20 protein-coding genes are annotated in these 26120 nt (G+C 48.4%); 12 read left to right on the forward strand and 8 right to left on the reverse strand.

The genetic code is table 11. From position 1 onward, the window contains the following. Positions 1 to 256: 256 nt before the first annotated feature. Positions 257 to 1192, reverse strand: coding sequence for a MerR family transcriptional regulator (locus tag P364_RS0124850; protein WP_024632747.1), 936 nt, complete (start codon positions 1190 to 1192; stop codon positions 257 to 259). Between the two features lie 269 nt (positions 1193 to 1461). Between P364_RS0124850 and P364_RS0124855 the strand changes: the two genes are divergently transcribed. From P364_RS0124855 to P364_RS38635, 10 genes are all read left to right on the forward strand, one after another. Beyond that, a complete protein-coding gene (locus tag P364_RS0124855) occupies positions 1462 to 2937 on the forward strand; it encodes a phospholipase D family protein (protein ID WP_024632748.1) in 1476 nt (491 codons plus the stop codon). Positions 2938 to 3062: 125 nt separating this feature from the next. Next, positions 3063 to 3686: a TetR/AcrR family transcriptional regulator gene (locus tag P364_RS0124860; protein WP_024632749.1), complete on the forward strand. Its 624-nt coding sequence runs from the start codon at positions 3063 to 3065 to the stop codon at positions 3684 to 3686. Then, positions 3683 to 4024 (forward strand): DMT family transporter, encoded by a 342-nt coding sequence (locus P364_RS0124865; protein ID WP_024632750.1) that lies wholly within the window; start codon positions 3683 to 3685, stop codon positions 4022 to 4024. The genes P364_RS0124860 and P364_RS0124865 overlap by 4 nt, the downstream gene beginning before the upstream one ends. Continuing rightward, the gene (locus tag P364_RS0124870; protein WP_024632751.1) at positions 4024 to 4338 is read left to right on the forward strand and encodes a DMT family transporter; all 315 of its coding nucleotides are present in this window, start codon (positions 4024 to 4026) and stop codon (positions 4336 to 4338) included. The genes P364_RS0124865 and P364_RS0124870 overlap by 1 nt, the downstream gene beginning before the upstream one ends. Before the next feature lie 169 nt (positions 4339 to 4507). Beyond that, on the forward strand, positions 4508 to 4642 hold the full coding sequence (locus P364_RS38525; RefSeq protein ID WP_268870906.1) for a hypothetical protein: 135 nt from the start codon (positions 4508 to 4510) through the stop codon (positions 4640 to 4642). Between the two features lie 277 nt (positions 4643 to 4919). Further along, positions 4920 to 5867, forward strand: coding sequence for a TetR/AcrR family transcriptional regulator (locus tag P364_RS36345; RefSeq protein ID WP_024632752.1), 948 nt, complete (start codon positions 4920 to 4922; stop codon positions 5865 to 5867). A 39-nt stretch (positions 5868 to 5906) separates the two neighbouring features. Next, complete coding sequence (locus P364_RS0124885) at positions 5907 to 9122, forward strand: efflux RND transporter permease subunit (protein ID WP_024632753.1); 3216 nt, start codon at positions 5907 to 5909, stop codon at positions 9120 to 9122. Between the two features lie 474 nt (positions 9123 to 9596). Then, a complete protein-coding gene (locus tag P364_RS0124890) occupies positions 9597 to 11816 on the forward strand; it encodes a methyl-accepting chemotaxis protein (protein WP_024632754.1) in 2220 nt (739 codons plus the stop codon). Positions 11817 to 11935: 119 nt separating this feature from the next. Continuing rightward, positions 11936 to 12937 carry a GTP 3',8-cyclase MoaA gene (gene moaA / locus P364_RS0124900; RefSeq protein WP_024632755.1) on the forward strand — a complete coding sequence of 334 codons (1002 nt, stop codon included), beginning with the start codon at positions 11936 to 11938 and terminating at the stop codon, positions 12935 to 12937. A 431-nt stretch (positions 12938 to 13368) separates the two neighbouring features. Next, a complete protein-coding gene (locus P364_RS38635) occupies positions 13369 to 14205 on the forward strand; it encodes a methyl-accepting chemotaxis protein (RefSeq protein ID WP_024632756.1) in 837 nt (278 codons plus the stop codon). Positions 14206 to 14294: 89 nt separating this feature from the next. On the opposite strand, the gene P364_RS0124910 is transcribed toward P364_RS38635, so the two are convergent. Continuing rightward, positions 14295 to 14903, reverse strand: a complete 609-nt coding sequence (locus P364_RS0124910; RefSeq protein WP_024632757.1) for a LysE/ArgO family amino acid transporter — start codon at positions 14901 to 14903, stop codon at positions 14295 to 14297. A 156-nt stretch (positions 14904 to 15059) separates the two neighbouring features. Between P364_RS0124910 and P364_RS0124915 the strand changes: the two genes are divergently transcribed. Beyond that, complete coding sequence (locus P364_RS0124915; RefSeq protein ID WP_024632758.1) at positions 15060 to 16544, forward strand: aminotransferase-like domain-containing protein; 1485 nt, start codon at positions 15060 to 15062, stop codon at positions 16542 to 16544. Between the two features lie 118 nt (positions 16545 to 16662). Here P364_RS0124915 and P364_RS0124920 read toward each other — a convergent pair whose 3' ends face one another. The 6 genes from P364_RS0124920 to P364_RS0124945 form a co-directional block, all read right to left on the reverse strand. Continuing rightward, entirely contained in the window at positions 16663 to 17490 is an 828-nt protein-coding gene (locus P364_RS0124920; protein ID WP_024632759.1) for a carbohydrate ABC transporter permease, read from the reverse strand. After that, positions 17487 to 18371, reverse strand: a complete 885-nt coding sequence (locus tag P364_RS0124925) for a carbohydrate ABC transporter permease (protein WP_024632760.1) — start codon at positions 18369 to 18371, stop codon at positions 17487 to 17489. Before P364_RS0124925 ends, P364_RS0124920 begins: the two co-directional genes overlap by 4 nt. A 79-nt stretch (positions 18372 to 18450) precedes the next feature. Then, positions 18451 to 19731: an ABC transporter substrate-binding protein gene (locus P364_RS0124930; RefSeq protein WP_024632761.1), complete on the reverse strand. Its 1281-nt coding sequence runs from the start codon at positions 19729 to 19731 to the stop codon at positions 18451 to 18453. Positions 19732 to 19875: 144 nt separating this feature from the next. Then, a complete protein-coding gene (locus P364_RS0124935) occupies positions 19876 to 20976 on the reverse strand; it encodes a response regulator (protein ID WP_024632762.1) in 1101 nt (366 codons plus the stop codon). After that, entirely contained in the window at positions 20973 to 22763 is a 1791-nt protein-coding gene (locus P364_RS0124940; protein ID WP_024632763.1) for a sensor histidine kinase, read from the reverse strand. The genes P364_RS0124935 and P364_RS0124940 overlap by 4 nt, the downstream gene beginning before the upstream one ends. A 130-nt stretch (positions 22764 to 22893) precedes the next feature. Further along, on the reverse strand, positions 22894 to 24897 hold the full coding sequence (locus P364_RS0124945; protein WP_024632764.1) for a beta-galactosidase: 2004 nt from the start codon (positions 24895 to 24897) through the stop codon (positions 22894 to 22896). A gap of 247 nt (positions 24898 to 25144) precedes the next feature. Here P364_RS0124945 and P364_RS0124950 point away from each other — a divergent pair, with 247 nt between their 5' ends. Beyond that, the gene (locus tag P364_RS0124950; RefSeq protein WP_024632765.1) at positions 25145 to 26119 is read left to right on the forward strand and encodes a helix-turn-helix domain-containing protein; all 975 of its coding nucleotides are present in this window, start codon (positions 25145 to 25147) and stop codon (positions 26117 to 26119) included. Position 26120: the final 1 nt, after the last annotated feature.

Below are 26120 nucleotides of genomic sequence, written 5' to 3' on the forward strand. Positions count from 1 at the left end.
CTACCTCTAGTACTATAGTCTCTAACTTACTATTAAACCGCCCATAAGCAGTTCAAGCGGGTAAACGCAAAAACATTATACAAATATAATACAAATATTATACGACCGTGTAAATCAAAAAATGACCCATTGGTCAAAATACGTAAATAAGAATTGAAATGCAAAAAAAACACCCCTCGCGCTCTTGCGTCAAAGGATGTCCTGTATACACTAACCTATACAATTTATTTTTAGACTCATTTCAGAAGCATGGCATTCAATAGCTTAATCCGGACGGCCGCTCTGTGAAATACTCACGTTCCATCCACGATTGCCAATCCGCTGAATCTTCGGGCATAATCCATTGTGGGTAACGGGCGTTCTCTGCACGCTCATACCCTTTACCTCCAAGTACAAAGCGCATATGCGGGAACTCGTCCGCAATTCGACCCACAAGCTGATCGCACTGCTCAAGGAGTTCGGAGCTGGTAACCGAAAGGCAGACCAATCTAATTTTCTGCTCCCGAATGATTGGGAATATCCCCTCTTCCGGCGTGTTGGCTCCGAGATAGAGCACTTCAGCACCATTTTTGCGCATAAATAGCGAGAACAGCAATAATCCAACCTGATGATGCTCCCCTTCCGGGCATAACGCCAGAACTTTAGGCAGATGCGGATAGATCGGGAACAGATGGAAAAACTGATAGAAGCGCTGTGAGATCAGCTGTGTCATGAAATGCTCTTGAGCAACCGAAGCTCTGCCCTGTTCCCATGCATCTCCTACCCGAACGAGTATGGGGACCAGCACATGATAAAACATCGAATCATATCCGTACATGGTGAAGCCAAAATCAATCAGCCCATTGGCCCGTTCCCCTTGGAAGTTGTATAACGAATCATAGATCTGATCGGCTATACGTACATATGCCTCTTCCAACGTGGGTACGGGGGCCGTTAACGACGTAGGCACAGCAGCTTCAGGAGGTGGGTTGGTTTTGTTCACCTTAAGCATACGAACCGCTTCGGAGATATTGGTCTGATGCTGTTCTACCTGTTCTTTCAACCAGCGCAGATCCGCAACATTCTCATCCGTGTATAAGCGATAACCCGATTCCGTTCGCTCAGGGGTGACCGCACTATATCGATTCTCCCAAGCCCGGAGGGTTACCGTTGGAATACCCAGCATGGCAGCGACTTGTTTGATGGAATACACCTTATTACCCACTTTCTTTCCTGAAATAGCCCCAATTCACAGGTTAAAAACGAAGCCTTGTCCCGTCATTGTCAGGTATATGAAAATCCGAACATTCTACAAAAACAATACGCTTATTATACACAACAGTCATATTACTGTCGATGCATCCGTCCTATTCTTGGATCTCCATCTACCTATATAAATGAAATATTGCTTCAAGCTCTCTGCGTCAAGGTTGTCATCCGGGTGGTAATAGAAGTCAGCAAGTTCAGAAAGGGGAGTTATTGTTGTTTTCTAATCGCCGCAAGACATCAGACCGCAAGTCTTCACGCGGCAAATTTCCATACATACGAACAGGTCTCGTACTATTGGTGCTATGGCTCATCGCCGTCATGCTCTACCAGACCTATAAACCGTTACCATCCGGCATTTCTTATGAAAGTCCGGAATACCGTGTGGATCAGGTACAATTTCTGCATGATCTGACCTATCCCTCCGCTGATGGGCAGATGGAGCATGAACAGCAGATCTTCCAGCGCATGCTGCAGGTTGTCGAGGACGCGGAACAGTTCGTGGTGGTTGATATGTTTTTATTCAATAACTACCAGCACAAGGGTCAGCAATTTCCACCCATCAGCACCGAGTTTACGGAAACACTGGTTGCCAAAAAACTTCAGAAACCGAATATGGACATCTGGTTCATTACGGATGAAGTGAACACCAACTATAACTCTGCACCCAACCCGTTACTGGAGCAGATGAAACAGGCCGGAATTCACGTGGTCATTACAGATGTGGATCCTTTACGCGACTCCACCCCTGTCTACTCCGCTGTGTGGCGCACCTTCTTCCAGTGGTTTGGACAATCCGGGAAAGGCTGGATTCCGAACCTGATGGCATCCGATGGCCCGGATGTCACTGTACGTTCCTACCTTAAATTGCTCAATGTGAAGGCCAACCATCGCAAAGTTGTGGTCAACGAGAAGACGGCTATTGTCTCCTCAGGCAATATTCATGACGCCAGTGCCTACCACTCCAACATTGCTTATGAAATAACCGGACCGATTATTGGAGATATCCTTGAGTCGGAGCAGGCTGTGCTGAATTTCTCGGGCGGAGGAAAGCTCCCATCCTATACAGCTCCTTCCACAGATCCGAATAAAGGGGATTTGCGAATTCGCTATCTGACCGAGGGCAAAGTGAATGACGCCGTGCTAAACGAGATTAATCAAACGGTAAAAGGTGATACCCTGTGGATGGGCATGTTCTACATCGCTTCACCCAAAGTATTGGACGCCCTGCTTGAAGCCTCGAAACGGGGAACCGAAATAAGGCTAGTGCTCGATCCGAACGAAAATGCCTTTGGTCAAGAGAAGACCGGCATTCCCAATCGCCCTGTAGCTGCGGAGTTGCATGATAAATCGGATGGCAAAATCAAGATTCGCTGGTACAACACAACCAAGGAGCAATATCATACCAAGATGATGTACATTGCCAAAGCGACCGGAGATCATATCGTTCTTGGAGGATCGACCAACTTCACTCCCAGAAACATGAATGATTATAATCTGGAAAATGATCTATGGGTTGCTGCGCCACCAGATAACTCATTTACTCGAGATATCGCCGCTTATTTTGACCGTATATGGAATAATGAAGATGCCGAGTTCACCCTGAACCTGGATGAATTTCAGGAAAAGACTACATTTTTGAAAGAAATCGTATATAAGCTGCAGCTGATTTTAGGTTTAACAACCTTCTAATTGAAAACGAAATTCCAAGCATAAACCCGCCTGTACACTATCGTGCAGGCGTTTTTTGTGCCTTGACAGCGAATGTAAAATGTGAAAATATAGGTTACCTAACGACCGTTAGGAAGGTGATATTAATGACTGCACATTCGATTCGGGATGCAGCCCTGTTCCATTTTGCAAGAGATGGATATGAAGGGGCCTCCTTAAGAGCTATTGCTGACGAAGTCGGGATTAAAAAACCGTCCATATATGCACATTTCAGCGGCAAGGATGACCTGTTTTTGCACACCCTTGCGCATGCGTTCAAGGATGTTCAGCGTCGAACGCTGGAATACTTCCGTGATCACGCCGATCTCCCTCTGGAGCAAAGGTTGAAGGGTTTGCTGATATGGTTTGAGCAAGAGTATAACTGTAACGCTTCTGCCCGCTTTATGCTGCGTATGTGCTACTTCCCGCCGCTTTCGCTATACAGTGAAGTCATGGATATGGTGTACCCGTTTCTGGACGGTATGGAGAGGTCACTGTCACGGCTGCTGCAAAGGGCGACGCGCAAAGGAGAACTACAGGCTGTTCCGGCGGAACAAGCTGCGATTGCTTTTATGACTTTTCTCGATGGCATCACAGTTGAGATTATCTATGGAAGTTCACGTCGATACAGAAGACGGATTGAAGCTTCCTGGCCTGTCTACTGGCATGGCATTCATCATCTGATACAAGAGGCACGGTCCGTTGTGCCGAAAGGAGATTCATCATCATGAACCGCAACTGGTTATATGTATTTATCGGAGGACTCATTGAGATTGTATGGGTAAGTGGGCTGAAACACGCCTCCAATGTGTGGGAATGGGCTTTGACGGCCCTGGCCATCATCCTCAGCTTTGGATTAATCATTGCTGCTTCCAAAAGATTGCCTGTGGGCACAGTGTATGCCGTATTTACGGGGATTGGTACCGCAGGTACGGTACTCACCGAAATGCTGCTATTTGGTGAAGCATTCTCGCTTGCCAAGGTTTTGCTCATCGGCCTGTTGCTATGTGGTGTGGTCGGACTGAAACTGGTCACAGATCAACAATCGGCAAAAGGAGGTGAAGCATAATGGCTTGGATAGCAATTGTGGGTGCAGGCATATGTGAAATTTTTGGTGTCATCGGCATTAATGGTGCTTCTTCCCGGAAGGGCTGGCCTTATATCGTGCTCATGCTCGTATCCTTCGTGATCAGCTTCTCTCTGTTATCCTATGCGATGACTTCTATTCCCATGGGCACAGCGTATGCGGTATGGACTGGAATCGGCACGGTGGGCAGTACGCTAACAGGTATGTTCCTGTTCGGTGAGCGGAAGGAAGCCAAGCGACTGCTGTTTATAGCCATGATTTTGGTAGCGGCAATTGGATTGAAACTGATTACGTAAAAGTTATCGACTTCGCACTCTCCGTTATCAGCGATTGTTAACTTCACTTCAATAATCTCATATAAATTAATGATTAAAAAAGACGACTTCATTCAGGAAGTCGTCTTTTTGGGATATGATGTAAATAGGAAACCACCCTACACTCTGTTACGTATGAAAGGATGTCTTGATGATGAAGAAATGGTTCGCGCGCATGGGTTCTTTTACCGGATACATATTCTTGGTCGCTGTGGGAGCCTTTTATCTGATTGCTCTTGTAGCCATTATTCTTCTAGCTATTTATGTTTTTAAGGGCGGAGCCTGAAATAGATCACTTGCAACTCATCATACTTATTCTGCTCGTCCAACCTTGATACTCGTGATTATCATACCTATTGCAATGAACATATCGTCGCTCGTTATCAGCTACTACCTTGTCTATGTGACGCGGGAAATATGCTCCAGACCCCTTATGTTATCCCCTCTTCTTTTTCCATTTCTCTCCCATTTGAATTCCATTGTCCATATCGTTTATACTTGGTTTGACTCTAAAGTCAATTCAAGAACTCGTAAGTTCCGCAGGTGAGGTGAATGTATCGTTAATGAACCCTATCCATGAAATGAATGAGAAGAAAAAGCTCATTATTACCACAGCACTCAAGCTGTTCTCAGCCAAAGGCAGTGCTGCAACTTCGATGCAGGAGATTGCAGAGATATGCGGGATGTCGAAAGGCAGCCTCTACCTTATGTTCAAATCCAAAGAGGAATTAGAGGCCAGTACGATGGAGTACTGCATATTCACACTCATGGATGAAATGTCCCAGATTGAACATGAAACTGGGCTCACTTCAAGAGAACGTCTGCATAAGCAGATTGAAACACTGCTTGTCCATGTATCCGAGCTGAAGGAATTTTTACGCGTGCAAATGCGCAGCATGATGATGGATGAAGAGCAGCATCGCAAGGAAAAGTGCAACCCGCAGCACAAGGATTTGAAGATCCGTACCCTGCACTGGTTCAAGGACAAACTGGAGGATCTGTACGGACCGGAGATTGAACCCTATACCATAGACCTTATTTTGCTTACACATGGTCTGTTCCTCTCCTACGTCAAAATCTGGTTTACGGAAATGCCTTCCCTTACCGTATCCAAGATGGCAAGCAACATGCTGCAAACGATCGATTATGCAGCTCGCGGATTGCTAAATCAACGCCCTGCTCCTTTGGTTCCTTTGGAACATTGGCACGCATGGAGCAGCGATTCAGATACAGATTCCACAGTGATGCGTCATCCCATTCACATCATCAAACAGATGAAGGATATCATCACTTCGGATATGCCTCCAGGGCAGGTGCGCAACGATGCGCTGGAGACCATCGCCATCCTGAGACAGGAAATGATGGAATTCACACCGCGACGTGCCATTATTCTGGGCATGATGCACAATCTGGATCATATTCCTATCATCCAGCCATTGCACTCCGAGCTTCAGCACATTATGGATGCCATGTATAGCCGGTTTATCCAGGCTGACTCGTCACAACAATAAAGAAATACAGGGAGAACAGAGAGGAGAAGAAACCACCGTATGAAAGGGATTATCAATTTTTCACTGAACAACAAGTTTGCGATCTGGATTCTGACCATCATCGTTTCCTTCGCCGGTTTGTACAGCGGACTGACGATGAAACAGGAGACCATTCCAAACATCAATGTGCCATTCCTGAATGTTACGGCCATTGACCCAGGGGCTGCTCCGGAAGGTATTGTGGAGGATGTCACCAAGCCATTGGAACAGACCTTAAGAAATGTAGAGGGAATTAAGACACTCACCTCCACCTCCATGGAGAATGCCTCTTCCATTACTCTCGAATTTGATTATGGTACCGATCTGAACAACGCTACCGCAGCGGTACGCGAAGCACTGAATGAGGTGCAGCTGCCTGACGGCGTACAGAAACCAACCATCTCCAAATTCAGTATCAACTCCTTCCCGGTTGTCTCGCTCAGCTTGTCCGACAAGGACGGCGGCGATCTGGAACAACTGACTCGACTGGTTGAAACGGATATCCAGCCTGCACTCGAAGATATTGACGGTGTAGCTCAAGTTCAAGTATCCGGTCAGTATGTCAAGGAAGTTCAACTGAAGTTTGACCAGAAAAAAATGAATGAACTAGGCTTGACTGAAGACACAGTCAACGGCATCGTTCAAGGTTCTTCTGTCCGTGTACCACTGGGACTGTTCGAACTGGATAAAGCACAGAAAGCTGTTGTTGTTGACGGCAATATCATCGATCTGGATGATCTGAAAAATCTCGCCATTCCGGTTATACCAAGCGGTGCGGGAGCAGGCAGTGGTTCGGCCACAGCACCACAAGGCGCCGACGCACAAGCTGGCGGAGCAGCTCAAGGTTCTGCACAAGGTTCTGACCAGGCTGCAGGACAAACCGCTGGCGGAAATGCCAGTGTGGGTAGCACTGCTGCCGCTAACGCACCTGGAATTCCAACGGTTAAATTAAGCGAGATCGCCAAAATTGAAGTCATTGGTCAGGCGGAATCCATTTCCCGGACAGACGGTAAGGAATCCATCGGGATTTCCATCGTCAAGTCCAATGATGCCAACACGGTTGATGTCGTCAAAGCGGTTAAAGACAAAGCGGAAGAGTTGCAGACGCAGTTCAAAAACGCCGAGTTGACTGTTTTGCTAGACCAAGGTAAACCGATCCAGGACTCCGTAAACACGATGTTGTTCAAAGCGATGTTTGGTGCTTTGTTCGCCATTTTGATCATTCTGTTGTTCCTGCGTGATATTCGTTCCACCATTATTTCTATTATTTCCATCCCGCTCTCCTTGCTCATTGCATTGACAGCACTGAATATGATGGACATTACACTGAACATGATGACACTGGGTGCCATGACGGTTGCGATTGGACGGGTTGTCGATGACTCCATTGTCGTTATCGAGAATATCTATCGCAGACTGACACTCCAGGGAGAAAAACTCAAAGGCCGTGATTTGATCCGGGAAGCCACCCGGGAAATGTTCATTCCGATCCTTTCTTCCACGATCGTAACCATTGCGGTATTCCTGCCGCTCGCACTGGTGAGTGGTATGGTCGGTGAGCTGTTCATGCCATTTGCCCTGACCATGGTCTTTGCCTTGCTGGCATCCCTGATTGTGGCTGTTACGATTGTACCTATGCTGGCACACACGTTGTTCCGTAAAGGTCTGAAGAACAAAAAGAATCATGATGAAAAACCAGGCAAGATGGCAGAAGGTTACAAACGCCTTCTGAACTGGACATTGTCACACAAACTCATTACGGTCGGCGTCGCTGTATTGCTGCTGGTCGGCAGTTTGTTCCTGTACCCGTTCATCGGTGCAAGTTTCCTGCCGGAACAACAGGATAAATATGTGACCATTACGTACAGCCCGGAAACTGGAGCTTTGCGTGAAGACGTTGAGAAAGAAGCGCTTGTAGCTGAGAAGTGGTTGCTGACACAGCCGGGTCTGGAGAAAATGCAATATTCTATCGGCGGAAGTAATCCACTGAGCAGCATGGGTGGCGGAAGCTCCAACTCTGCCCTGTTCTATATTGAATACAACGAAGATACGAAAGATTTCACCCAAGTGAAAGAACAGCTTGTGGAAGGTCTGAAGAAGGAAGTTACTGTAGGAACCTGGAGCGAGCTTGACATGTCCGGGGGTCTGGGAGGCAGCAGCTTGAGCCTTTCTATCTATGGTGACAATGTAGATCAGATCAAACCTGTTTCGGATGAAATCCTGAAACTGGTTGAAGCAGATACCGAATCCTTTGAAAAAGCGGACACTACACTCTCCGATACCTACGGGCAGTACACGCTCGTCGCGGATCAGGAGAAACTGAGCTCGCTGGGTCTGACTGCAGGCCAACTGGCCATGGCGCTTAGCCCTGCGCGGGAACGTCCTGTGCTCACGGAAGTGGATATCGACAACAAAACGTATAAAGTATATGTAGAGACAGACAAAAAGTCATTCAACAGCATTGCTGATATTGAAAACGAAAAAGTGACTTCGCCGCTCGGCATCGAAGTACCTATCAAAGATGTAGCCAAAGTGGAAGAAGGCACCTCGCCGAACTCCATCATGCGTATTGACGGCAAAGTTGTCGTTCAAGTGTCAGCCAACATTTTGGCATCCGATGTGCAGAAAGCTTCATCCAACTTGCAGGCGAACATCGATAAGCTCGATCTGCCTGATGGTGTTGAAGTGAAGTTTGGCGGTACAACTGAACAAATCAATGACACGTTTACCCAACTTGGACTTGCGATGGTAGCAGCCATTGCGATTGTATACTTTGTGCTCGTTGTTACATTCGGCGGCGGACTGGCGCCATTCGCCATCCTGTTCTCCCTGCCGTTTACCGTCATTGGTATTATGGTCGGCCTGTTCGTGGCTGGCGGTACGCTTGATGTATCTGCCATGATGGGTGGACTAATGCTTATCGGGATCGTGGTCACCAATGCCATCGTCCTGATCGACCGTGTTATTCACAAGGAAAAAGAGGGCATGCCAACCCGTGAAGCCTTGCTGGAAGCCGGTGCAACACGTCTGCGTCCAATTCTGATGACAGCTCTGGCTACCATTGGTGCCTTGCTGCCACTGGTTACAGGACTCGAAGAAAGCGCAGGGATCATCTCGAAAGGTCTCGGCATTACCGTAATCGGCGGTCTGATCAGCTCCACGCTGCTGACGCTGGTTATCGTGCCAATCGTGTATGAGTTCCTGATGAAGTTCAAAAAGAAAAGAATCGAAGATTAATCGACACCTTCTGTTGATCGAATTAGATCACCATTCAGAATTAAGATGAGCTTCTAACTTAGAACACCCCTTAGTCCACATTAGAATGATTTGTACATTCTGATATCCGGCTAAGGGGTGTTTTACATTTACCTTGGTAACACATGAACACAGAAAAACCCTCTCCAAACAAAGACGCATAATCATTTGCATTTATTGGATAAATATTCGGAAAATATGACATATACCCTCGTATTCTTGTTGATTTTCTTGTATAAACATTGATAACAGCTTTTTGTATCATTCCATTCAACTCTTTGGATTGATACAAAATGCTTATATAGAAGGACGTGAAATCCCGTTCGATACGGTGTCTGGCTTCGGAATATGAAGGCGGTCTCATCCATTCCGGTCCATCGCCCATACTGGCTGGAAAATCGCGTTTCCGCACAGTTTCGCAAAGGAATTTTAAAATCAGAAAGCGGGGTGGTCCGTATGTTTGATTGGTTGGGATGGAGAAAAGGGTGGCCGCTGTGGCGGTCGTATCGATTGAATGCAGCTATTCAGCAGGATGTGGAGGAAATCTTTGAAGGGATCGCGGAGACTAGGCGGCAGCTTTTGATGGATTGGGCTGAGGAGCAATGGAATCATCTGGACCGATTGCTTCAGCAAGTACGGTCCGTTCAGCCGCAGGGTGTGCTGCAAGGCACGGAAGATCTAAAGGCATTGGACGTATGGTTCGCAGCAAGCTATACTCGCGCTTCTGATAGTACTGAGCTTTTTATGCTGAACGAGCAAAACCAGGTTGTATTTTCTACATACAAGAAACATATTGGACAAGTCTACGAAGATTGGGCTTTGATGGGTCCCGGGCTGCGTTATACCCAAGCAAATGGCAGCGGTCAGAAGTGTCTGTATGGCCCCTATTCTGATCCACTCACACTAGAAATCGGACCCCGTTCTTCCACTTTTCACGATGATGTAACCTTGATGTTTATCGTACCCATCATGGAAAATGGCCGCTGCATCGGCTCCCTGTGCAATCGTGTGCCAAATGATGTATTGGGAGATCTGATCCAGCGAGAATCAGGCCACATCTACCCCGATTCCGGGGACAATTATCTCTTCATGGCCGAATCAAGATTGCGCCCGGAACTACAGCCCGGAACCGCCTTGTCCCGCAGCCGCTTCGAGGATCATACGTTCACCCATGGGGAGAATCTGAAAGACGGTGTAACCACCGAATGGGGCGTTGTATCCGTTAATGAACATACCGAATTGGAGCTCATGTTTACTGATCCTTCCACCAACGATCTGCATCCCGGTGTAGCAAATACCATTCGCAATGGCTCCAATCTGTTTGTAGCTTACCCGGGCTATTCGGATTATCGACATATTTCGGTTATTGGCAAAGGCATCACGTTCCAGCTTCCCCACTGTCCAGATCTGTGGGGCATGATGTGTGAGGGCGATCTGGAGGAAGTGTATCGGATACGCAGCATAGGGTGGCGTCAATTCAAGCAGCACAGCCTGTACATCCTGTTGTCAGGCATTGCGGGAGCGGCACTTGTATATGCGCTAACTGGAAGCGCATGGAGCGCAGCAGCTATCGCTGCCTTCAATGTCATTTATGGATTCCTGACTGCAAACCAACTGCAACGAAAACAAGTTCGACGGGTTCATGAGGATTTGCGCCGCATTAGCCGATTTATTCGAATCAACGCCGAAGGCAAGGGGGATTTGACCCAGCGTCTGGATACATCCGCTTTTGCCCAGGATGAATCAGGTGAACTGGCAAAATGGATCAACAACATGATCGACTCTCTTGAAGGAATCATGCTCAAGGTACAGCTTGCCACCGTGGATGTAATGAACAACCAGCACCAAATGCGGGCATCAACGGAGACTACACAGGGGACGACCGAACGTGTAAATCTCAAACTTGGCTCCATGATTCAGGGGATACGCAAACAGCTTGAGGATCTGGATCAGGCCAAAGTAGCTGCCGACGAAATGCGCCTCACCCTGCAGCAGCTTGAAGTGTCTGCCACAGAGCAAATTGACGTTGCTCGCCAGGAAGTGGAACGCATCGGTGATAAAATGACCCAGATCTCGGGAGCCGTATCCGACACCAATCATACGATTCTGTCCTTTATGGCGACCATGCAGGACATCTACCGCGCACTTGCTGTCATTGATGAAATTTCGGCACAGACGAACCTGCTCGCACTGAATGCTTCCATTGAAGCAGCCCATGTCGGCGAACATGGACGCGGATTCGCCGTGGTTGCCGGTGAAATTCGCAAGCTGGCCGAACTATCCCGTTCCTCCACCGAAGATATTCATCAGATTCTGGATAATATCTCTGTAGCGGCAAGAGCAGCCTCGCAATCCATTAAGGAAGGTGATCAGGTGCTTGCTGAGGGAACCACGCTCGTTCAGGCCGCTTCACGTTTACTCCAAAGTGCTACAGCTGATGAACCCCAACGGACACAGGTTGTGGATCAGGTAGTGGTGTTGATGGAGAATATCGCCGCGATCAGCCACAATAACCGTTCCACATCTTCCGAGGTAGAAGCCGAGATGATTGAACTAATTAACGACATGCTCCACGTTCAGCACTCATCGCACAATGTAGAAGCCATCACGGTCTTTTTGCAACAACTTGTTGGACAATTCCAGCTGACTCATCCCGATAAAAACGCGATTACCTGACGTCATCATTGACGCGGATTGGAGAAATAGCTAAAATTTGATGCAACTGTTCGTTTAGACCTTGTCGGTTCATTTTATATAGAAGCTTTCCAATCTGAATCAATGAAAGGATGGTCTGCATGGAAATGCTCCAGGATTCTTTTGGCAGAATACATGACTACATCCGTATTTCGGTTACGGACCGCTGTAATTTGCGTTGTGTGTACTGTATGCCCGAGGAAGGCATGGAATTTGCCCCGCATGACCAAATTATGAGTTATGAGGAAATCGCCCAGGTGCTCAAAGTGTTAGCTCCTATGGGAATGCGCAAAGTCCGCCTGACCGGAGGCGAACCGCTGGTACGGAAAGATCTGCATAGACTCGTAAGTATGATCTCGGCCATTGACGGGATTGAAGATATTGCTTTGACGACCAATGCATTGTTGCTGGACAAACAGGCGCGAGCTCTGAAAGACGCCGGACTGAACCGGATTAACATCAGTCTGGATTCCCTGCAGGCGAGCCGTTTCTCCATGATTACTCGCGGCGGGGATGTAAACAAGGTGCTGAAAGGCATTGAAGCTGCCAAGGCCGTTGGACTTGCTCCGATCAAGCTGAATGTCGTCTTAATGAAAGGCATCAATGATGATGAGATTAAGGATTTCATTGCCATGACCATAGATCAGCCACTGCATGTGCGCTTCATTGAATACATGCCGATTGGGCAGGCTTCCGATTCATGGCGCAAATCGTACTTGCCGCTGGAGGCTGTTACGGATGTATGTGCAGAAGCAGGTTGGACGGTGGAAAGTACAGCGGGTCCGGCAGGGAATGGTCCATCTCGGAATATGAAAATTGCCGGTTCACAAGGTACATTCGGATTAATTCATCCGGTGAGTGACCACTTCTGTGACAACTGCAACCGTCTCCGCCTTACAGCAGACGGGCATATCAAAGCTTGTTTGTACTGGTCGGATGAATACAATGTTCGCCGCTTCGTAGATGATCCCGATGCCATGGCAGCACTCTTTCTCAAGGCTCTTGGCACTAAACCGAAGAACCATGAAATGGCACTGGCATTGGAGCAAAAAATGCAAAGTCATACGCCGACGGTACGACGCATGTCCCAAATCGGCGGATAAACAAGCGTTATCTGGCGGGCAACACATCCATATTTATGTGCATCAGAGCGATTTAATTCATGATTGTAACAATCACCGTTGAACCAAAAGCTGCTGAGGACGTTCTGTCTTCAGCAGCTTTTTGGATTATGTATTTATCTTTTTTCTATATATGTCCAACTAGACATTACACTATAACGGAGAGGACAGAAATAACCTGAAGAAGCGAAGCGTTCGCCTAAAAGCTTTCTGAAAGAAAGCTGCATCGGAAGCATAGTGAAATATTCAATAATTGAACTTATATAGCATTATCCATCCAATCTAGCTGATTCCAACATTAAAATAAAATTAATCTCTCCATGCCCTGCCGGGCCTTCAGGAATGCTGCAATTGAGACGATGTATATACCATACATCAAGATTACACGTACTCATAAATAGGAGTTGATTCGATTGAATATTGTTGAAGCACTTGTGGCAGCAAGCCCGTATTTTAAAATCATGCTTAAGGAAAATGATTTGATGATTGCTGTTACCGATATGGAGCAGTTCCGGTATTATGTACGAAGCGAAGATCTCGATCTGGGCATTCAGGCCGGAGATCCCATCTCGCTGGACGATCCTACTCTGCGCCGGGCACTCATAGAGGGTGAGACTTCAGCCAATCGTATCGATGCCAAGTTTTATGGTACACCTATCAATTCGGCGGCCACCCCGCTTCGCGATGAAACAGGCCATATTGTCGGTGCCCTCGCAATTGGATTTTCACTCAAAAACGAGGAACAACTGGAGCATCTCACTGAACTGATTGGCGGCATCAGTGGCAGATTGACGGAAATGGTACAGACCGTAGCTGCCCAATCCCAGCAGCTGACCGCATCATCTTCGCAAATTTTGGACAACACACGGATAGCTGTGCAAAACTCCAGTGAAGTCACCAAGGTCGCTTCCTTCATTCGTGAAATTTCGGAGCAGACGAACCTGCTGGGTCTGAATGCTGCCATTGAGGCGGCACGAGCAGGAGAAGCTGGAGCCGGATTTGGCGTCGTTGCTACCGAGGTACGCAAATTATCGACCGGTATCAAAGAGGCAACAGTGAACATTGAACATTCCTTAAAAGAAGTACAGCATTCCATTCGTCAGATGGAACAGGAGATTACATCCATCGCTCAATCCAGCAACCAGCAAGCCGAGCTCGTCACCGAGTTCAGCGAGGTGATTGATCAACTGAACAATGCATCCAAGGATCTCAAAGCATTCATTGAATCCATGCTGTTAAAGGCGGAATAATATAGAAGACTCTTTTTTTGGCGCATTAAATATAAGGCCAGCATACGACAATCCCCACACGTGCAACGTATGGGGTTTCTTTTCTATTTTTACGAGAAGGCCAGCTTCCACAGCATCATGCCCGCCATGCCGACCATGACCACAGCGGACAACCGATTGAAGAAAACACTGACCTGCCCCGTACGATCTGTTCTCCCAATAAGTCTGCCTGCACCTGCAAGCCCCAGAAACCAAACCCATGATACCGCGGCCGCCGTTATGGCAAAATAAATGCGTGCCTGTCCATCATACTGAAGTGAACTGGTGCCGATCACGGCCACCGTGTCCAGCAAGGCATGCGGATTAAGCAAGGAAACGGAAGCAGCAAAGGCAATTTGGCGTCCCGCAGACAGCACTGCTGCTGAACCATTCGCAGGCCCGGATGACCTCCAAATGCTCCATGCCATATAGAGCAAAAATAGACTCCCTCCTGCATACAATACAGTCGCCAGCAGCGGCCATTGCAGCAAGATGAGGGATACCCCTCCGACCGCTGCACCAATTAACAACGTATCACTGAATCCTGCAGTTAGTATCGCTGGCAGCGCCCGCGCATAACTTCGCTGACTCATGCCCTGATTAAAAATAAATACATTTTGTACACCGAGTGGCAAGATCAGGCCAAACGCCAGCACCACCGCGTGAATAATTACACCCATCGTTCACCCCCCTCATATATGTCTCCATATTAAATGGGATAACGCCAGACGTAACCAACCACTTGGATGGCATTGAACCCAACCAAATGATATAGTGTTCAAAATAAGAGTAAACGGAATAACATCACTCATTCCCTAAAGGAGGCCAACCTGCACATGAATCGCTCCGATACTCGACTTGGAGGTGGCTGGAAGCCGGACCCCTCCCATTCCTTACCTCTTTACCGACAGATTGAGCTCTACATCCGCGAGAAAATTACGGCCGGGGAATGGACAGCAGGCTACCGGCTTCCTTCACAACGGACATTGGCTCAATCCATGGGTGTGAACCGCAGCACGCTGGTCACTGCATTGGAAAATCTGGCCGCCGCAGGCATGATTGAAGGCAGACATGGCGGCGGAACCTATGTCTCCGGCTCCGGCTGGCATGCGCTGGCTCACGGAGCCCTGCCCAACTGGGAGGAAGCCATCGAAGAGGGCTGGTATTACCCCAATCTGCCAGAGGTACAGCAGATTAACCGGGCTGAGTTCCAGCCAGGCATTATCAGGCTTGGAACAGGTGAGCTTGCCCCTGAGCTGATGCCCCAGCAGGCTTTTAACGACATCCTCCATGCTCTATCCCGTCGTTCTCGTACACTAAACTACCTTGAACCTCAGGGTAGTCTGGAGCTCCGACAGGCTTTGTCCGTTTACTTGCAAGCAAGTGGCGTGCAAGCCTCCCCTGACTCCATTCTGATCGTATCCGGCTCTCTCCAGGCGCTGCACCTTATTTCAGTTGGACTCCTGCCCCGCGGATCGGCGGTCCTGCTGGAGAAGCCATCCTATCTGTACTCCATTCATGCCTTTCAATCGGCCGGGTTGAAAATGAGCGGCATTCCGATGGATGCCGAGGGATTGCACATTCCACGTCTGGAAGATGCCGTCCAGAATGCAACCAACAAAGACCGCATCTCGCTGCTCTATACGATTCCGAGCTTCCACAATCCTACCGGCTCTGTCATGAGTGACAGCCGCCGGGAAGAGCTGCTCGCCACAGCGCGGAACACCGGCATCTCCATATTGGAGGATGCCGCCTACAGCGACCTGTGGCTGGACGAACCCCCGCCGCCATCGCTGAAGGCGCGCGACAAGGAAGGACGGGTGCTTCATATGGGCACCCTGTCCAAAGCGGTCAGCCCCGGTCTGCGCCTCGGCTGGCTGGTTGGTCCGGAGCCGGTCATCCGTCGCCTCGCAGACATCAAGATGCAGACGGATTATGGCACCAGCTCCCTCGCTCAAGAGGCTGCTGCGCTCTGGTTTGCCGATGGATACCATGCGCAGCATATGGATCGTCTACGACCAGAACTTGGTAGACGCAGAGAGTTCATGCTTGATCTTCTGCAACGCCATTTCAGTGCACTTGCCGAGTGGAGCATACCAGCCGGGGGCTTTTATATCTGGCTCCGATTTACGGTTGACCCACTCTCCATTCGCGAACTGTTCCATGCCTGTCTGGACAAGCAAGTGCTGATTCATCCGGGTTATCTCTATGACCGCCTGGATGCAGACCACATCCGTCTGTCCTACGCCTATGCTTCACCGGATGAGATGGAGCAAGGTCTTTACTTGCTGGCACAGGCAGTCAAAAAACAGATAACATGATGAAATGAATGCAATGAAAAAACCGCCTTGACCCGAAGGAATGACATCCCTCAGATCAAGGCGGTTTGTTTGAGTTTTAGTATAAATGAGACAGATAAGTCCAGGTCGCAGGTTGTCCTTATCCTTTTACCGCACCCTCTGCAATACCCTCCATGATGAACTTTTGGAAGAACGCATAAATGAGAACCACCGGGATCGCGGTAAGTACCAGAGAAGACAGAATTAGCGGCCATTCCTTGTTGTATTCGCCAAACAGCATGTTGGTGGACAGAATCAGCGTATAACGATTCACATCCGTCAGCATGAGCAGTGGCAGCAGGAAGTCATTCCAGATCCACAGGAAGTCCAAGATGGCGATGGTGACTGTAATTGGCAGCAACAGTGGAAAAATAATCTGAAAGAACGTCTGGAACTCATTACATCCATCCATCTGTGCCGACTCTTCCAATTCACGCGGGATGGACTTAACAAACCCGTGATACAGGAAGATCGCCATGTTCACACCAAGTCCGATATAGATCAGGGCCAGGCCGTATGTGCTTCCTTGGACGTGAAGTCCTTTGGCAACCCGTGTCAGCGGAATCATGATCGAGTGAAAAGGTACGAGCATGGAAGCCACGAACAGGAAGAAAATCAGGTTGCTCAATCTGCCCGAGGTACGCGACAGCTTGTATCCGGCCAATGAAGCGCAGAATACGATACCGCCGATGCCCAGGAAGGATACGATTGCCGAATTCAAGGAGCTGCCCAGCAGGTTGATTTTGTTAAACGCATCCGAATAGTTTTCCCAGTGAAATGTCGTAGGGAGCGCAATAAAGGACTGAAACATTTCGCCTTGTGTTTTGAATGAGTTCACAATCGCCATGTAGATTGGCAGCATTGCGACGAGGGAGCCTAGCACCAGCAGCAGTCGAATCAGATAGCTGTTAATTCGTTGCATCCTCATGCTTCCACCTCTTTCTTCTTCATCACCGTAATCTGAATGAGCGTGAAGATGAGCACGATGACGAATAACACAACCGACTTGGCACTGGCATATCCGTATCTAAAATTGTTGGAGAATGCCTCTTCATAGATATTCATCGTAATGACCTGAGTGGCTCTTCCCGGACCGCCACCTGTCAGACCGTAAACGACTTCAAATACTTTGAAGGCTCCGTTCAGTGTCAGGAAGAAACAGATCGTCACGGCATGCGTAATCATCGGCAATACGACATTACGTAGTACCTGGAACGCGTTGGCTCCATCGATAACTGCCGCTTCCTTCAGACTTTTCGGTACACCCTGGAGTGCTGCCAGATAGATGATCATCATATACCCCACACCATTCCAGAGCGATACGATTAGGATGGAGTAGAATGAAAATTTAGGATCACCCAGCCACTGCTGATCCAGAAAGGACACGGTCAGTTTCTCAGCCAGCTGCGGCAGCACCTGGGAGAAGATGAATGTCCACATAAAAGCGCTGATGATCGTACTGATCATGTTCGGCATGAAGAACAGGGTCCGGAATAACCCCTTGCTGCGCGTCCGTGTTTCAATGAACACGGCGAGCAGCAAGGCAATCCCGTTTTGCAGAATAAGCATAAACACCACATATTTCAGCGTGAACCACAGGGAATTCAGAAAGTCGGGATCTTCCTTGAACAGTTCCACGAAGTTCCCCAGACCGATAAAGCTGTAATCCCGGTTTAGACCATTCCAGTCCGTCAAGCTGTAGAACAAACCGCTAAATGTGGGATACAGCAGGAAAATGGCATAGATGACAAAGGCAGGCGCAGTGAACGCGAGCAGCGACAGATACTTCTTGAACACATTCGTAGCCATTGGTTCTCCCCCTTTTCACTCTAAGCAGACTCGTGTAAACGGGGGAACGATGACCGTTCTGCCCAGCCGTTTCATCTGCTTACTTGTTGACTTTGTTGTAGGATTTCCACGCCTTGTCTAGCGCATCAATCACCTGCTGCTGATCCAGTTGTCCGGAGTAGTAACCTTGCAGTGCTTTGCCTGATTCATCCTTAACCGCTTGAGGAATGGATGGATCCTGATACGCTTTGCCTTCGTTAACATATTTCAGGGCATCGTCTACCCATGGGAAGCTTTTGAAGTCATGAATTTTGGCAACCGGATTGAATTTCAGTGCTTCATAGAATGCACTTGAATCCTTGTCATCGAGAACATAGTTTACGAAGTCGAGTGCCACTTCCTTGTTTTTGCTGGAGGAAGATACGGCCAGTGACGTCGATGTGCTCAGATTGATTTTGGTATCATCCGGATTGTCATTGATCGGCAGTGGAGCTACGCCGAAGTTGATGTCCGGGTTGGACTTCAGGATGGTCTCTGCGAACCATGGTCCCTGAATCCACATTGCTGCTTTGCCTGTTGCGAAGGCTGCCGAACCATCATCGCCGCCCACTTCAAGCGCTTTCTCTGTTCCATTGGCATTGACGAGATCGAAGATGTCGAACAATGCTTTCATATCCGAGAAGGAACCTTGATCCTGATTCATCTTATCCAAGAAGTCCTTGTGTTCTGACTGAGTCAGTGCACCTACGGTAAGTGGCAGGAAGAGTTGTGGAATCCAGGCTTCTTTGTACGACAGTTCAAACGGTGTGATGTTGGCTGCTTTCAGCTTCTCCACGACCGCTTTCATTTCCGTCAAAGTCGTAGGTACCTCTATCCCCTGCTCTTTGAAAATATCCTTATTGTACAGGTATCCCCAGGATAACGTTTCCAAAGGAACAGCCACGACTTTACCCGACGCATCCGTTACGGAAGGTTTAACAGAATCAAGTAATTTATCGACAAAAGGCTGACCCGAAAGGTCTTCCAGATAACCCGCTTTGCTAAACGGTGGAATCTCATTCACCGCATGAAGGGCGAACACGTCCGGCGCATCATTGGAGGCCAGTCGTGTTTTCAGAATCTGCGGCGCATTATCTGCTGGCGGCATCTCCAGCTGCACGTTGACTTCAATATTTTTTTCGGCTTTCTCCTTGGCTTTGAACTGTTCTATATATTTATCGTAATGTTCTTTCAGCCGCGGCTGTGCAATGAATACTTTGAGGGATACCGTACTGCCTGATGCAGCTCCCTCCGTCGAACCATCCGTACCCGCATTGGAGCCGCAGCCTGCGAGCAGAACACTCACAAGTACCGCACTTGCTACGCTTTTCCATACTTTCATCTCTTATGACCTCCCGGTGTAACTGGTTTGTCTTTCATAGGATCATTATATATCACGAAATGAAAGCGCTTCATTGGACAAAATTAGACTCGTTTATTGGATTATTTTAAACCTTAATCCAGTAACCAACTCTCTGGGAATGAATTATTCGGGGCTGTTACCTGACATACGAGGCTGTCCCTTCCGCATCTCGCCAGGGGAAACGCCGAAGTGTTTCTTGAATACCCGGTAAAAGTACGATACATCCTCATAACCTGTCATCTCGGCAATATGTTTGAATGGAATCTGATCATCCAGCACCCATTCCTTCGCTCTTGCCATGCGTAACTGTACGATATAATCGGTCACATTCACGCCGTATTCTTTTTTGAACACCTTGCTGAGATATTCTTTGCTGACAAAAAAGATCTGAGCCAGCTGCTCCAGCGTAATCATCTCCATGCAGTGCTGCTCAATATATTGCTTCACCTCATCCAGGTTGAGCTTGTTCTTGAATTTGCGCTGCGCAATCAGCTGCTCCAACGAAGTATAGTAAGGCGCGGATACCCACTCCACAGCTGATCCGATGGACGCCAGAGCAGCCGGCGGCGGAAGCACAGCCGCGACAGGTTGCTCGCATAAACCATTGGAAACACACAGCTCACCCAACAGGGTCTGTAATTCATATGCGATCCGTCCAAGCTGTTGGGGTCTTTGAATGCCACTGGTATCGAGCCGTTGCCCCAGCTGTTGAAACAGCTCCCGTAATCCCTGAACGTTCAAGTCGTTAAAACGCAGGCGTGCCTGATGCTGGAACAGCGAGAATTCCCCGGAAAAAGCCGAAGGATACGGTTCCCAGGATTCCGGTCCGGATTCGGTCTTTTCCAATTCCCGTTTACATTTAGCCAGAACGTTATTCAATTCATCGGGATTCACCGGCTTGAGCAGATAATCAGCGGCACGGTGATGAATCGCATGCTTCGCATAATTGAAATCATCATATCCACTGACCACAATCACTTTGATATGCGGATATTGTGCGCTCAGCGTCTGGAGCAGCTCCACGCCGTCTCTACCCGGCATACGCATATCTGTAATAATAATATGGGGTTGGTGCTGCTCTACTAGCTGTATCGCCTCTCCGCCATCCTCGGCTTCACCTACAACCACCATGCCAAGCTCATCCCACGTGCCCAAATTGCGCAAAATATCTCTGTTCCATGGCTCGTCGTCCACTAAAACCACTCGATAATAATCCTTGTTCATGAGATCTCGCCTCCTGTATGGCAAGGAATTCGAACAGTGACACTGGTCCCCTGTCCTTCCCCACTCTCCATGTTCATGCCGTATTCAGGCCCAAAGTGCATCACGATGCGTGATGCGGCATTGACCAGTCCAATGCTTGTCCCCGAGCTCCATACTCTGTCCCCTTGCTGGGACAGCTTGGACAATCTGGATTGCATCTCGGCCAACCTCTCTTGATCCATACCCAACCCATTATCGGAAATGCGGATGGTTACTTCATAATCCCGTCGGACAACTTCAATGTTCAATTTCCACTCTCCCTGCTTTCTCTCCAGACCATGGACAAATGCATTCTCCACAATCGGCTGCAGGGACAACTTGGGAATGTAGCAGTCACCCAGCCCGCCTTCAATCTCCAGTTTATATTCAAGTCTGCTGGCAAAACGCTGCTTCTGGATGAGCATATAATGCTCCAGTTGATCCAATTCGGACTGCAATGGCACGAGACCATCCGGCGCTCTGACAATATAACGGAACATCTCACTTAATGCACGAATCACTTTGTAGCTGTCTGCCGGCTTCTGTGAGTACACCATGCCTCCAATCATCTGCAACGTATTTTGCAGGAAATGCGGGTGAATCTGGGACTGAAGCGCTTTGAGCTCAGCAGTCTGTTTCTCCAGATTCATCAGATAGTTGTCCCGGATATGTTCCCGGATGCGACTTGCCATACCATGCAGATTTTTCTCCAGCAGGCCAATCTCATCCACCCGACCACTGCGCACCACTTCCTTGTCCTTGATCAGTTGGATGCCCTTCATGGAATTCGCCAGTGTAACAATCGGTTTGGATGTTCGCCATGCCACGAATGCTGCCAACAACACCGAAACTACGGTAGCCAACCCGCCCACAACAAGACCATACTTCATCGTTTCCAATGCACTCTCATTGATGACATGGGAAGGAACAATTTTGATCAGCCGCATTCCTGACGGGTCAATGGCATGATAAAATACATATTCCTTGGCTGTTCGAATGAAACCGGAACTGTCCTTCGTAGCTGCAAGTCTTTCCAGCGCTTCTGCTGAAGGCCGTATCTCCTTGTTGGGCTGATAGACCGGACTTCCCGTACTATCCGCGATGTACACCGCATAATCGCCCCGGCTGTCCAGCAATTCCAGCGTCTGATTGAATTCGGCCCACTTGACTTCCAGACTGATCGCGCCGATCTGCGCCTGATCCTCGAAACGGTTCATGCTGCGGGTCATATGAAACTTCTCCGCATCATTCGGATCATTAATAATCGTAAAGTCCTTATGCTGCTCAAAAAGCTCATGATATGCCGAAGGAATGTCCGGGACCGATCGGATTCGGCTTTCCATCGAGTTGAAGGTGAACAGCGTATCCAATTCCTTCAGGTATAATTCCACACCAAATACATAGTTGCCAGCCGAATAATAGACACTGTTCAGCATGTTGAACACCGCCTTCTGTTCATCGAATCGACTGGCAGCCGGAGCATCCTGATTCAATGCCAAGTATTGATGCAGCTCATCACTGATCTGAATGGAATAGATGAGATTGTTCATCCGCGCGAATTGTTCACCCAAATAGATAGAGGCCCAATTCATATTCGCACGGTTGGTTTCCATAATCTCTTCTTCCATGGAAGAGCGGGTATTCTCGGCCGCTACAACCGTCATGGCGATGACGGGCAGAATGGCCAGAAACGTCATGGTGAGGATTAATTTGTTGCGAATGCTGCGTTTGAACGGATCAATAAGCTTCCGATATAATTCGGTAAACACGAGGCATCCACTCCTGAGCTATGAGCTAAAATAAGATAAACGCCCCAGCATGAAGCCGAGGGCGCTTTGGTCTTGGTATTCTTTTTATAATCATTGAAAACAGACTTGTCAATTCATTTATGATTTCCCATTATTGCTCAATAATGCAGAACCCCCACGGTTCCAGTTCAATGTTGTGCCCTCCGGACACCGCTGTTCCTGCCAGAAGTTCCGTTCCGTCTCCGTAGGCATTCACGAACGAAGTCGCCTGATCGGAGTAGTTAAAGAAGTACCGAATCGTATTGCCTTGCTCATTCACTCCGCTCTTCACGATGATTGGAAAAGCCAATTCCTGATCAGTTACCCATAGCCCGGCTTCCTTCATAACACGCTCCAGCACTTTGCGGATCACCGCGGAGCTGGTATAACATCCAACGTACGTTGCTTTGCCCTTGCCATAGGCATTCTGGGTGATTGCCGCATATTCACCCCAGTGTGGATGTTCGTACCAGGCCAGTACTTCAGCGGTTGTTGGTGTAATGAGCTCCATCCAAGTGTGAATCTGATTCTGTTCCTCTCCAACCTCGAACGGATCATCTCGCAGCGACACATTTTTCGGCTCAACGAACAGGTTGTAAGTGATGCCACAAGCCTCACTGATCAGTCCAGGCTGGCGGGTAGAGCGGACCTTAATGTGTTCATTGGCGAACCCGCTCTTAAAGGAGTAAACGACATGCCCACCATCCTGTACAAATTGATTCAGCCTCTCTAGCAAGGCATCGGAAGCTGCGTACAAAGCAGGCACAACAATCACATCATAACCTTCATAACTCTCAACAGACGGATCAATCAGATCACAGCCTATGTTCATTTTGTATAATTCGTCATACATCCAGCGCACAACGTCATTGTATTTTTTGTCACTGGTAAAATTAAACCCGAACCACTTGATCGACGTCAATGCCTCATTGCTGAACAGCACTGCTACCCGATTTGTTTTCTTCAAATTCACCAGCTGTGGGCTGAGTCTGGCAAAATCCCGGCCAATCGTCTTGGCCTCGTTGTATACTGGATTCGGCTCAAAATCATGGCTTAGCAATCCTTTCCAATACGTCTCGAACGAATTATGCAAGGAATGCCAGTGCCAATAGGCGACCATGTTGGCTCCAGAGGCCAGGTGGCTAAATGCCTGAAGGCGCAGCTGTCCCGGATAGGGAACCCAGTGCCAGAATGCCTGTGCTTCCGTTTCCAATACGAGGTAGTTCGATTGTTTGGTGGAGCGCGCGACGTCACCGCCGAATGAAATCTCAATGCCTGTCAGCTCATCCTGCGACGGATGATAGATGTCCACACTGGTGATGTCAAAAGGTTTAGATGCGGCAAAATGATCCACATCCCCCTGAATGCCGTACGAATATCCACGCCAATCGAAGTCAAAGTTCTGAGTAACAAACTGCCCTTCCTGTTTATACTCATTTACAATCCCGACCTGCCACGCTAGAAAATCGGTTACCAGCTGGCGCTGGAATTTGGCAAATTCCGCTCCGAGACTGCCATTGATCGTCCCGACAACTGAAGGGAAGTCCTCCCAGCTATTGATTCGGTTACTCCAATAATCCAGGCCAAATTCCTTGTTCAGATCATCCAGTGAGCTGAACTTGTTACGCATATATTTGACGAATTGCAATTGTACATTATCCCCAGCGGTGTTGTAATGCTTCGTTTCGTTATCCGTCTGATAGCCAATCACGGCAGGGTGTTTGCTGACACGGGATATCAGCTTGCGAATGATGCGTTCCGCATAGAACAGGTATGTTGGATGTGTAATGTCCATAATTTGCCGCGCACCATATTTCCCGGGTCCCTGCACGGTCGTTGCCAGAACCTCCGGGTGCTCCTTGACCATCCACGTCGGAACAGCATACGTAGGGGTTCCTACGATGACCTGAATGCCCGCTGCGTGCATGGCATCCAGTACACGATCTACGGAGGAGAAGTCGAAGACGCCACTCTGCGGTTCATGCGTACTCCAGGTGGATTCCGCAATCCGTACAACATTAATGCCCGCATCCTTCATCATCTGAATATCCTTGTCCAATCGCTCGTAAGGCATATATTCATCATAATAGGCTACCCCGTATAATAACTTGTCCATGTTAAAATCCCCTTTTCATCTGGAAGTATGGAGCTCTTGGCATTTATACAAAATGAAATAATTCAATTGATAAATGATAACGTTTACATTAATATCTATTGAAGTACATTAGATGCTTAGCCATCAGTTCAAACGCTCACCCGTCCTACGATTTCCAACGTTGCCGTTAAACTGATTATAATGAAGTATACTATGGGTGCCGATTGTACAAAGCGAGTAGTTTTTACCCTTTTCCGAGGTGAATCTCATGGATATCCGATCACAGCTTCGAGAAATGCCACATCATACAATGGCTCACTGGCTGCCTATTATCGACTGTAACATTAAATTCTATGGAGCGCACAGCCAACAAGTTCCATACGGTTGGGCGATGCCTGAGGAGTCCCATCCGGGCTTTGAAATGATGCTGATTATAAAGGGTACTCAGGAGAGCGTGATTCACGGGTATACCTATACGGTTGAGGAAGGTTCCATTCTGCTCATTCCACCAGGATTCAAGCATACAAACCAATGTGTATCACCGGAGGGTATGACGTATTTCAGCGCTCATTTTAATGTGGATGATCCTGTATTTACTCTGAAGCTGATGTCCCATCACAGCCGAATCTATGAGGCAGGCACTACAGATAACATGCAAATGCGTCCCGTCCTGGAGAACTGGATGAACATGATCAGGACATCGGAGGCATACACTTCCACAGACAAATTTATAATGCAGGCACGCATGTTTGAACTATTTGCCCTGCTGTCCCAGGCTGCGGATCGTGAACCGTTGTCCAACCCGTCTGAAGCTTCGCCTAATGCCCCAGCTCCAGCAGCCATGCATTATGCAGGGGCCATCGCAGAAGCCATCAAACAAGCATTCCATACGCAGCTGCGAATCAAGGAGGGCAATGTATCCACCGTCAAAGTGGAGCAGATCATATCCTCGTTTGGCATCAGTCCAGGATATGGGCTGCAGATCTTCCGCAAGGTGTACGGACAATCTCCACGGGCCTATCTGTCCAGCCTGAAGCTGCAGGAAGCCAAAGTATTAATTGAACAGCCGAAGCTCTCTTTGAGTGAAATTGCATGGAAGCTGGGCTATACTCATCTGTCGCACTTCAGTCGGCAGTTCAAGCGATGGACTGGCCAGAGCCCACTTCAGTATCGCAACGCGGTTCAGGATATATCTAACGAATCGGGTCCAGTGCACCAGAGTTCGGGGACCACTTTGGAATGAG

This window comes from Paenibacillus sp. MAEPY2, from assembly GCF_000499205.1.
Classification (GTDB): domain Bacteria; phylum Bacillota; class Bacilli; order Paenibacillales; family Paenibacillaceae; genus Paenibacillus; species Paenibacillus vandeheii.

Bases quoted from the DNA above. Each gene is read 5' to 3' on its own strand.
- P364_RS38525 (WP_268870906.1), top strand. From the start codon at position 4,508: ATGATGAAGAAATGGTTCGCGCGCATGGGTTCTTTTACCGGATACATA.
- P364_RS36345 (WP_024632752.1), top strand. From the start codon at position 4,920: ATGAACCCTATCCATGAAATGAATGAGAAGAAAAAGCTCATTATTACC.
- P364_RS0124930 (WP_024632761.1), bottom strand. From the start codon at position 19,731: ATGAAAGTATGGAAAAGCGTAGCAAGTGCGGTACTTGTGAGTGTTCTG.
- P364_RS0124910 (WP_024632757.1), bottom strand. From the start codon at position 14,903: ATGGGTGTAATTATTCACGCGGTGGTGCTGGCGTTTGGCCTGATCTTG.
- P364_RS0124935 (WP_024632762.1), bottom strand. From the start codon at position 20,976: ATGAACAAGGATTATTATCGAGTGGTTTTAGTGGACGACGAGCCATGG.
- P364_RS0124950 (WP_024632765.1), top strand. From the start codon at position 25,145: ATGGATATCCGATCACAGCTTCGAGAAATGCCACATCATACAATGGCT.
- P364_RS0124890 (WP_024632754.1), top strand. From the start codon at position 9,597: ATGTTTGATTGGTTGGGATGGAGAAAAGGGTGGCCGCTGTGGCGGTCG.
- P364_RS0124925 (WP_024632760.1), bottom strand. From the start codon at position 18,371: ATGGCTACGAATGTGTTCAAGAAGTATCTGTCGCTGCTCGCGTTCACT.
- P364_RS0124870 (WP_024632751.1), top strand. From the start codon at position 4,024: ATGGCTTGGATAGCAATTGTGGGTGCAGGCATATGTGAAATTTTTGGT.
- P364_RS0124920 (WP_024632759.1), bottom strand. From the start codon at position 17,490: ATGAGGATGCAACGAATTAACAGCTATCTGATTCGACTGCTGCTGGTG.
- P364_RS0124885 (WP_024632753.1), top strand. From the start codon at position 5,907: ATGAAAGGGATTATCAATTTTTCACTGAACAACAAGTTTGCGATCTGG.
- P364_RS0124945 (WP_024632764.1), bottom strand. From the start codon at position 24,897: ATGGACAAGTTATTATACGGGGTAGCCTATTATGATGAATATATGCCT.
- P364_RS0124865 (WP_024632750.1), top strand. From the start codon at position 3,683: ATGAACCGCAACTGGTTATATGTATTTATCGGAGGACTCATTGAGATT.
- moaA (WP_024632755.1), top strand. From the start codon at position 11,936: ATGGAAATGCTCCAGGATTCTTTTGGCAGAATACATGACTACATCCGT.
- P364_RS0124915 (WP_024632758.1), top strand. From the start codon at position 15,060: ATGAATCGCTCCGATACTCGACTTGGAGGTGGCTGGAAGCCGGACCCC.
- P364_RS0124860 (WP_024632749.1), top strand. From the start codon at position 3,063: ATGACTGCACATTCGATTCGGGATGCAGCCCTGTTCCATTTTGCAAGA.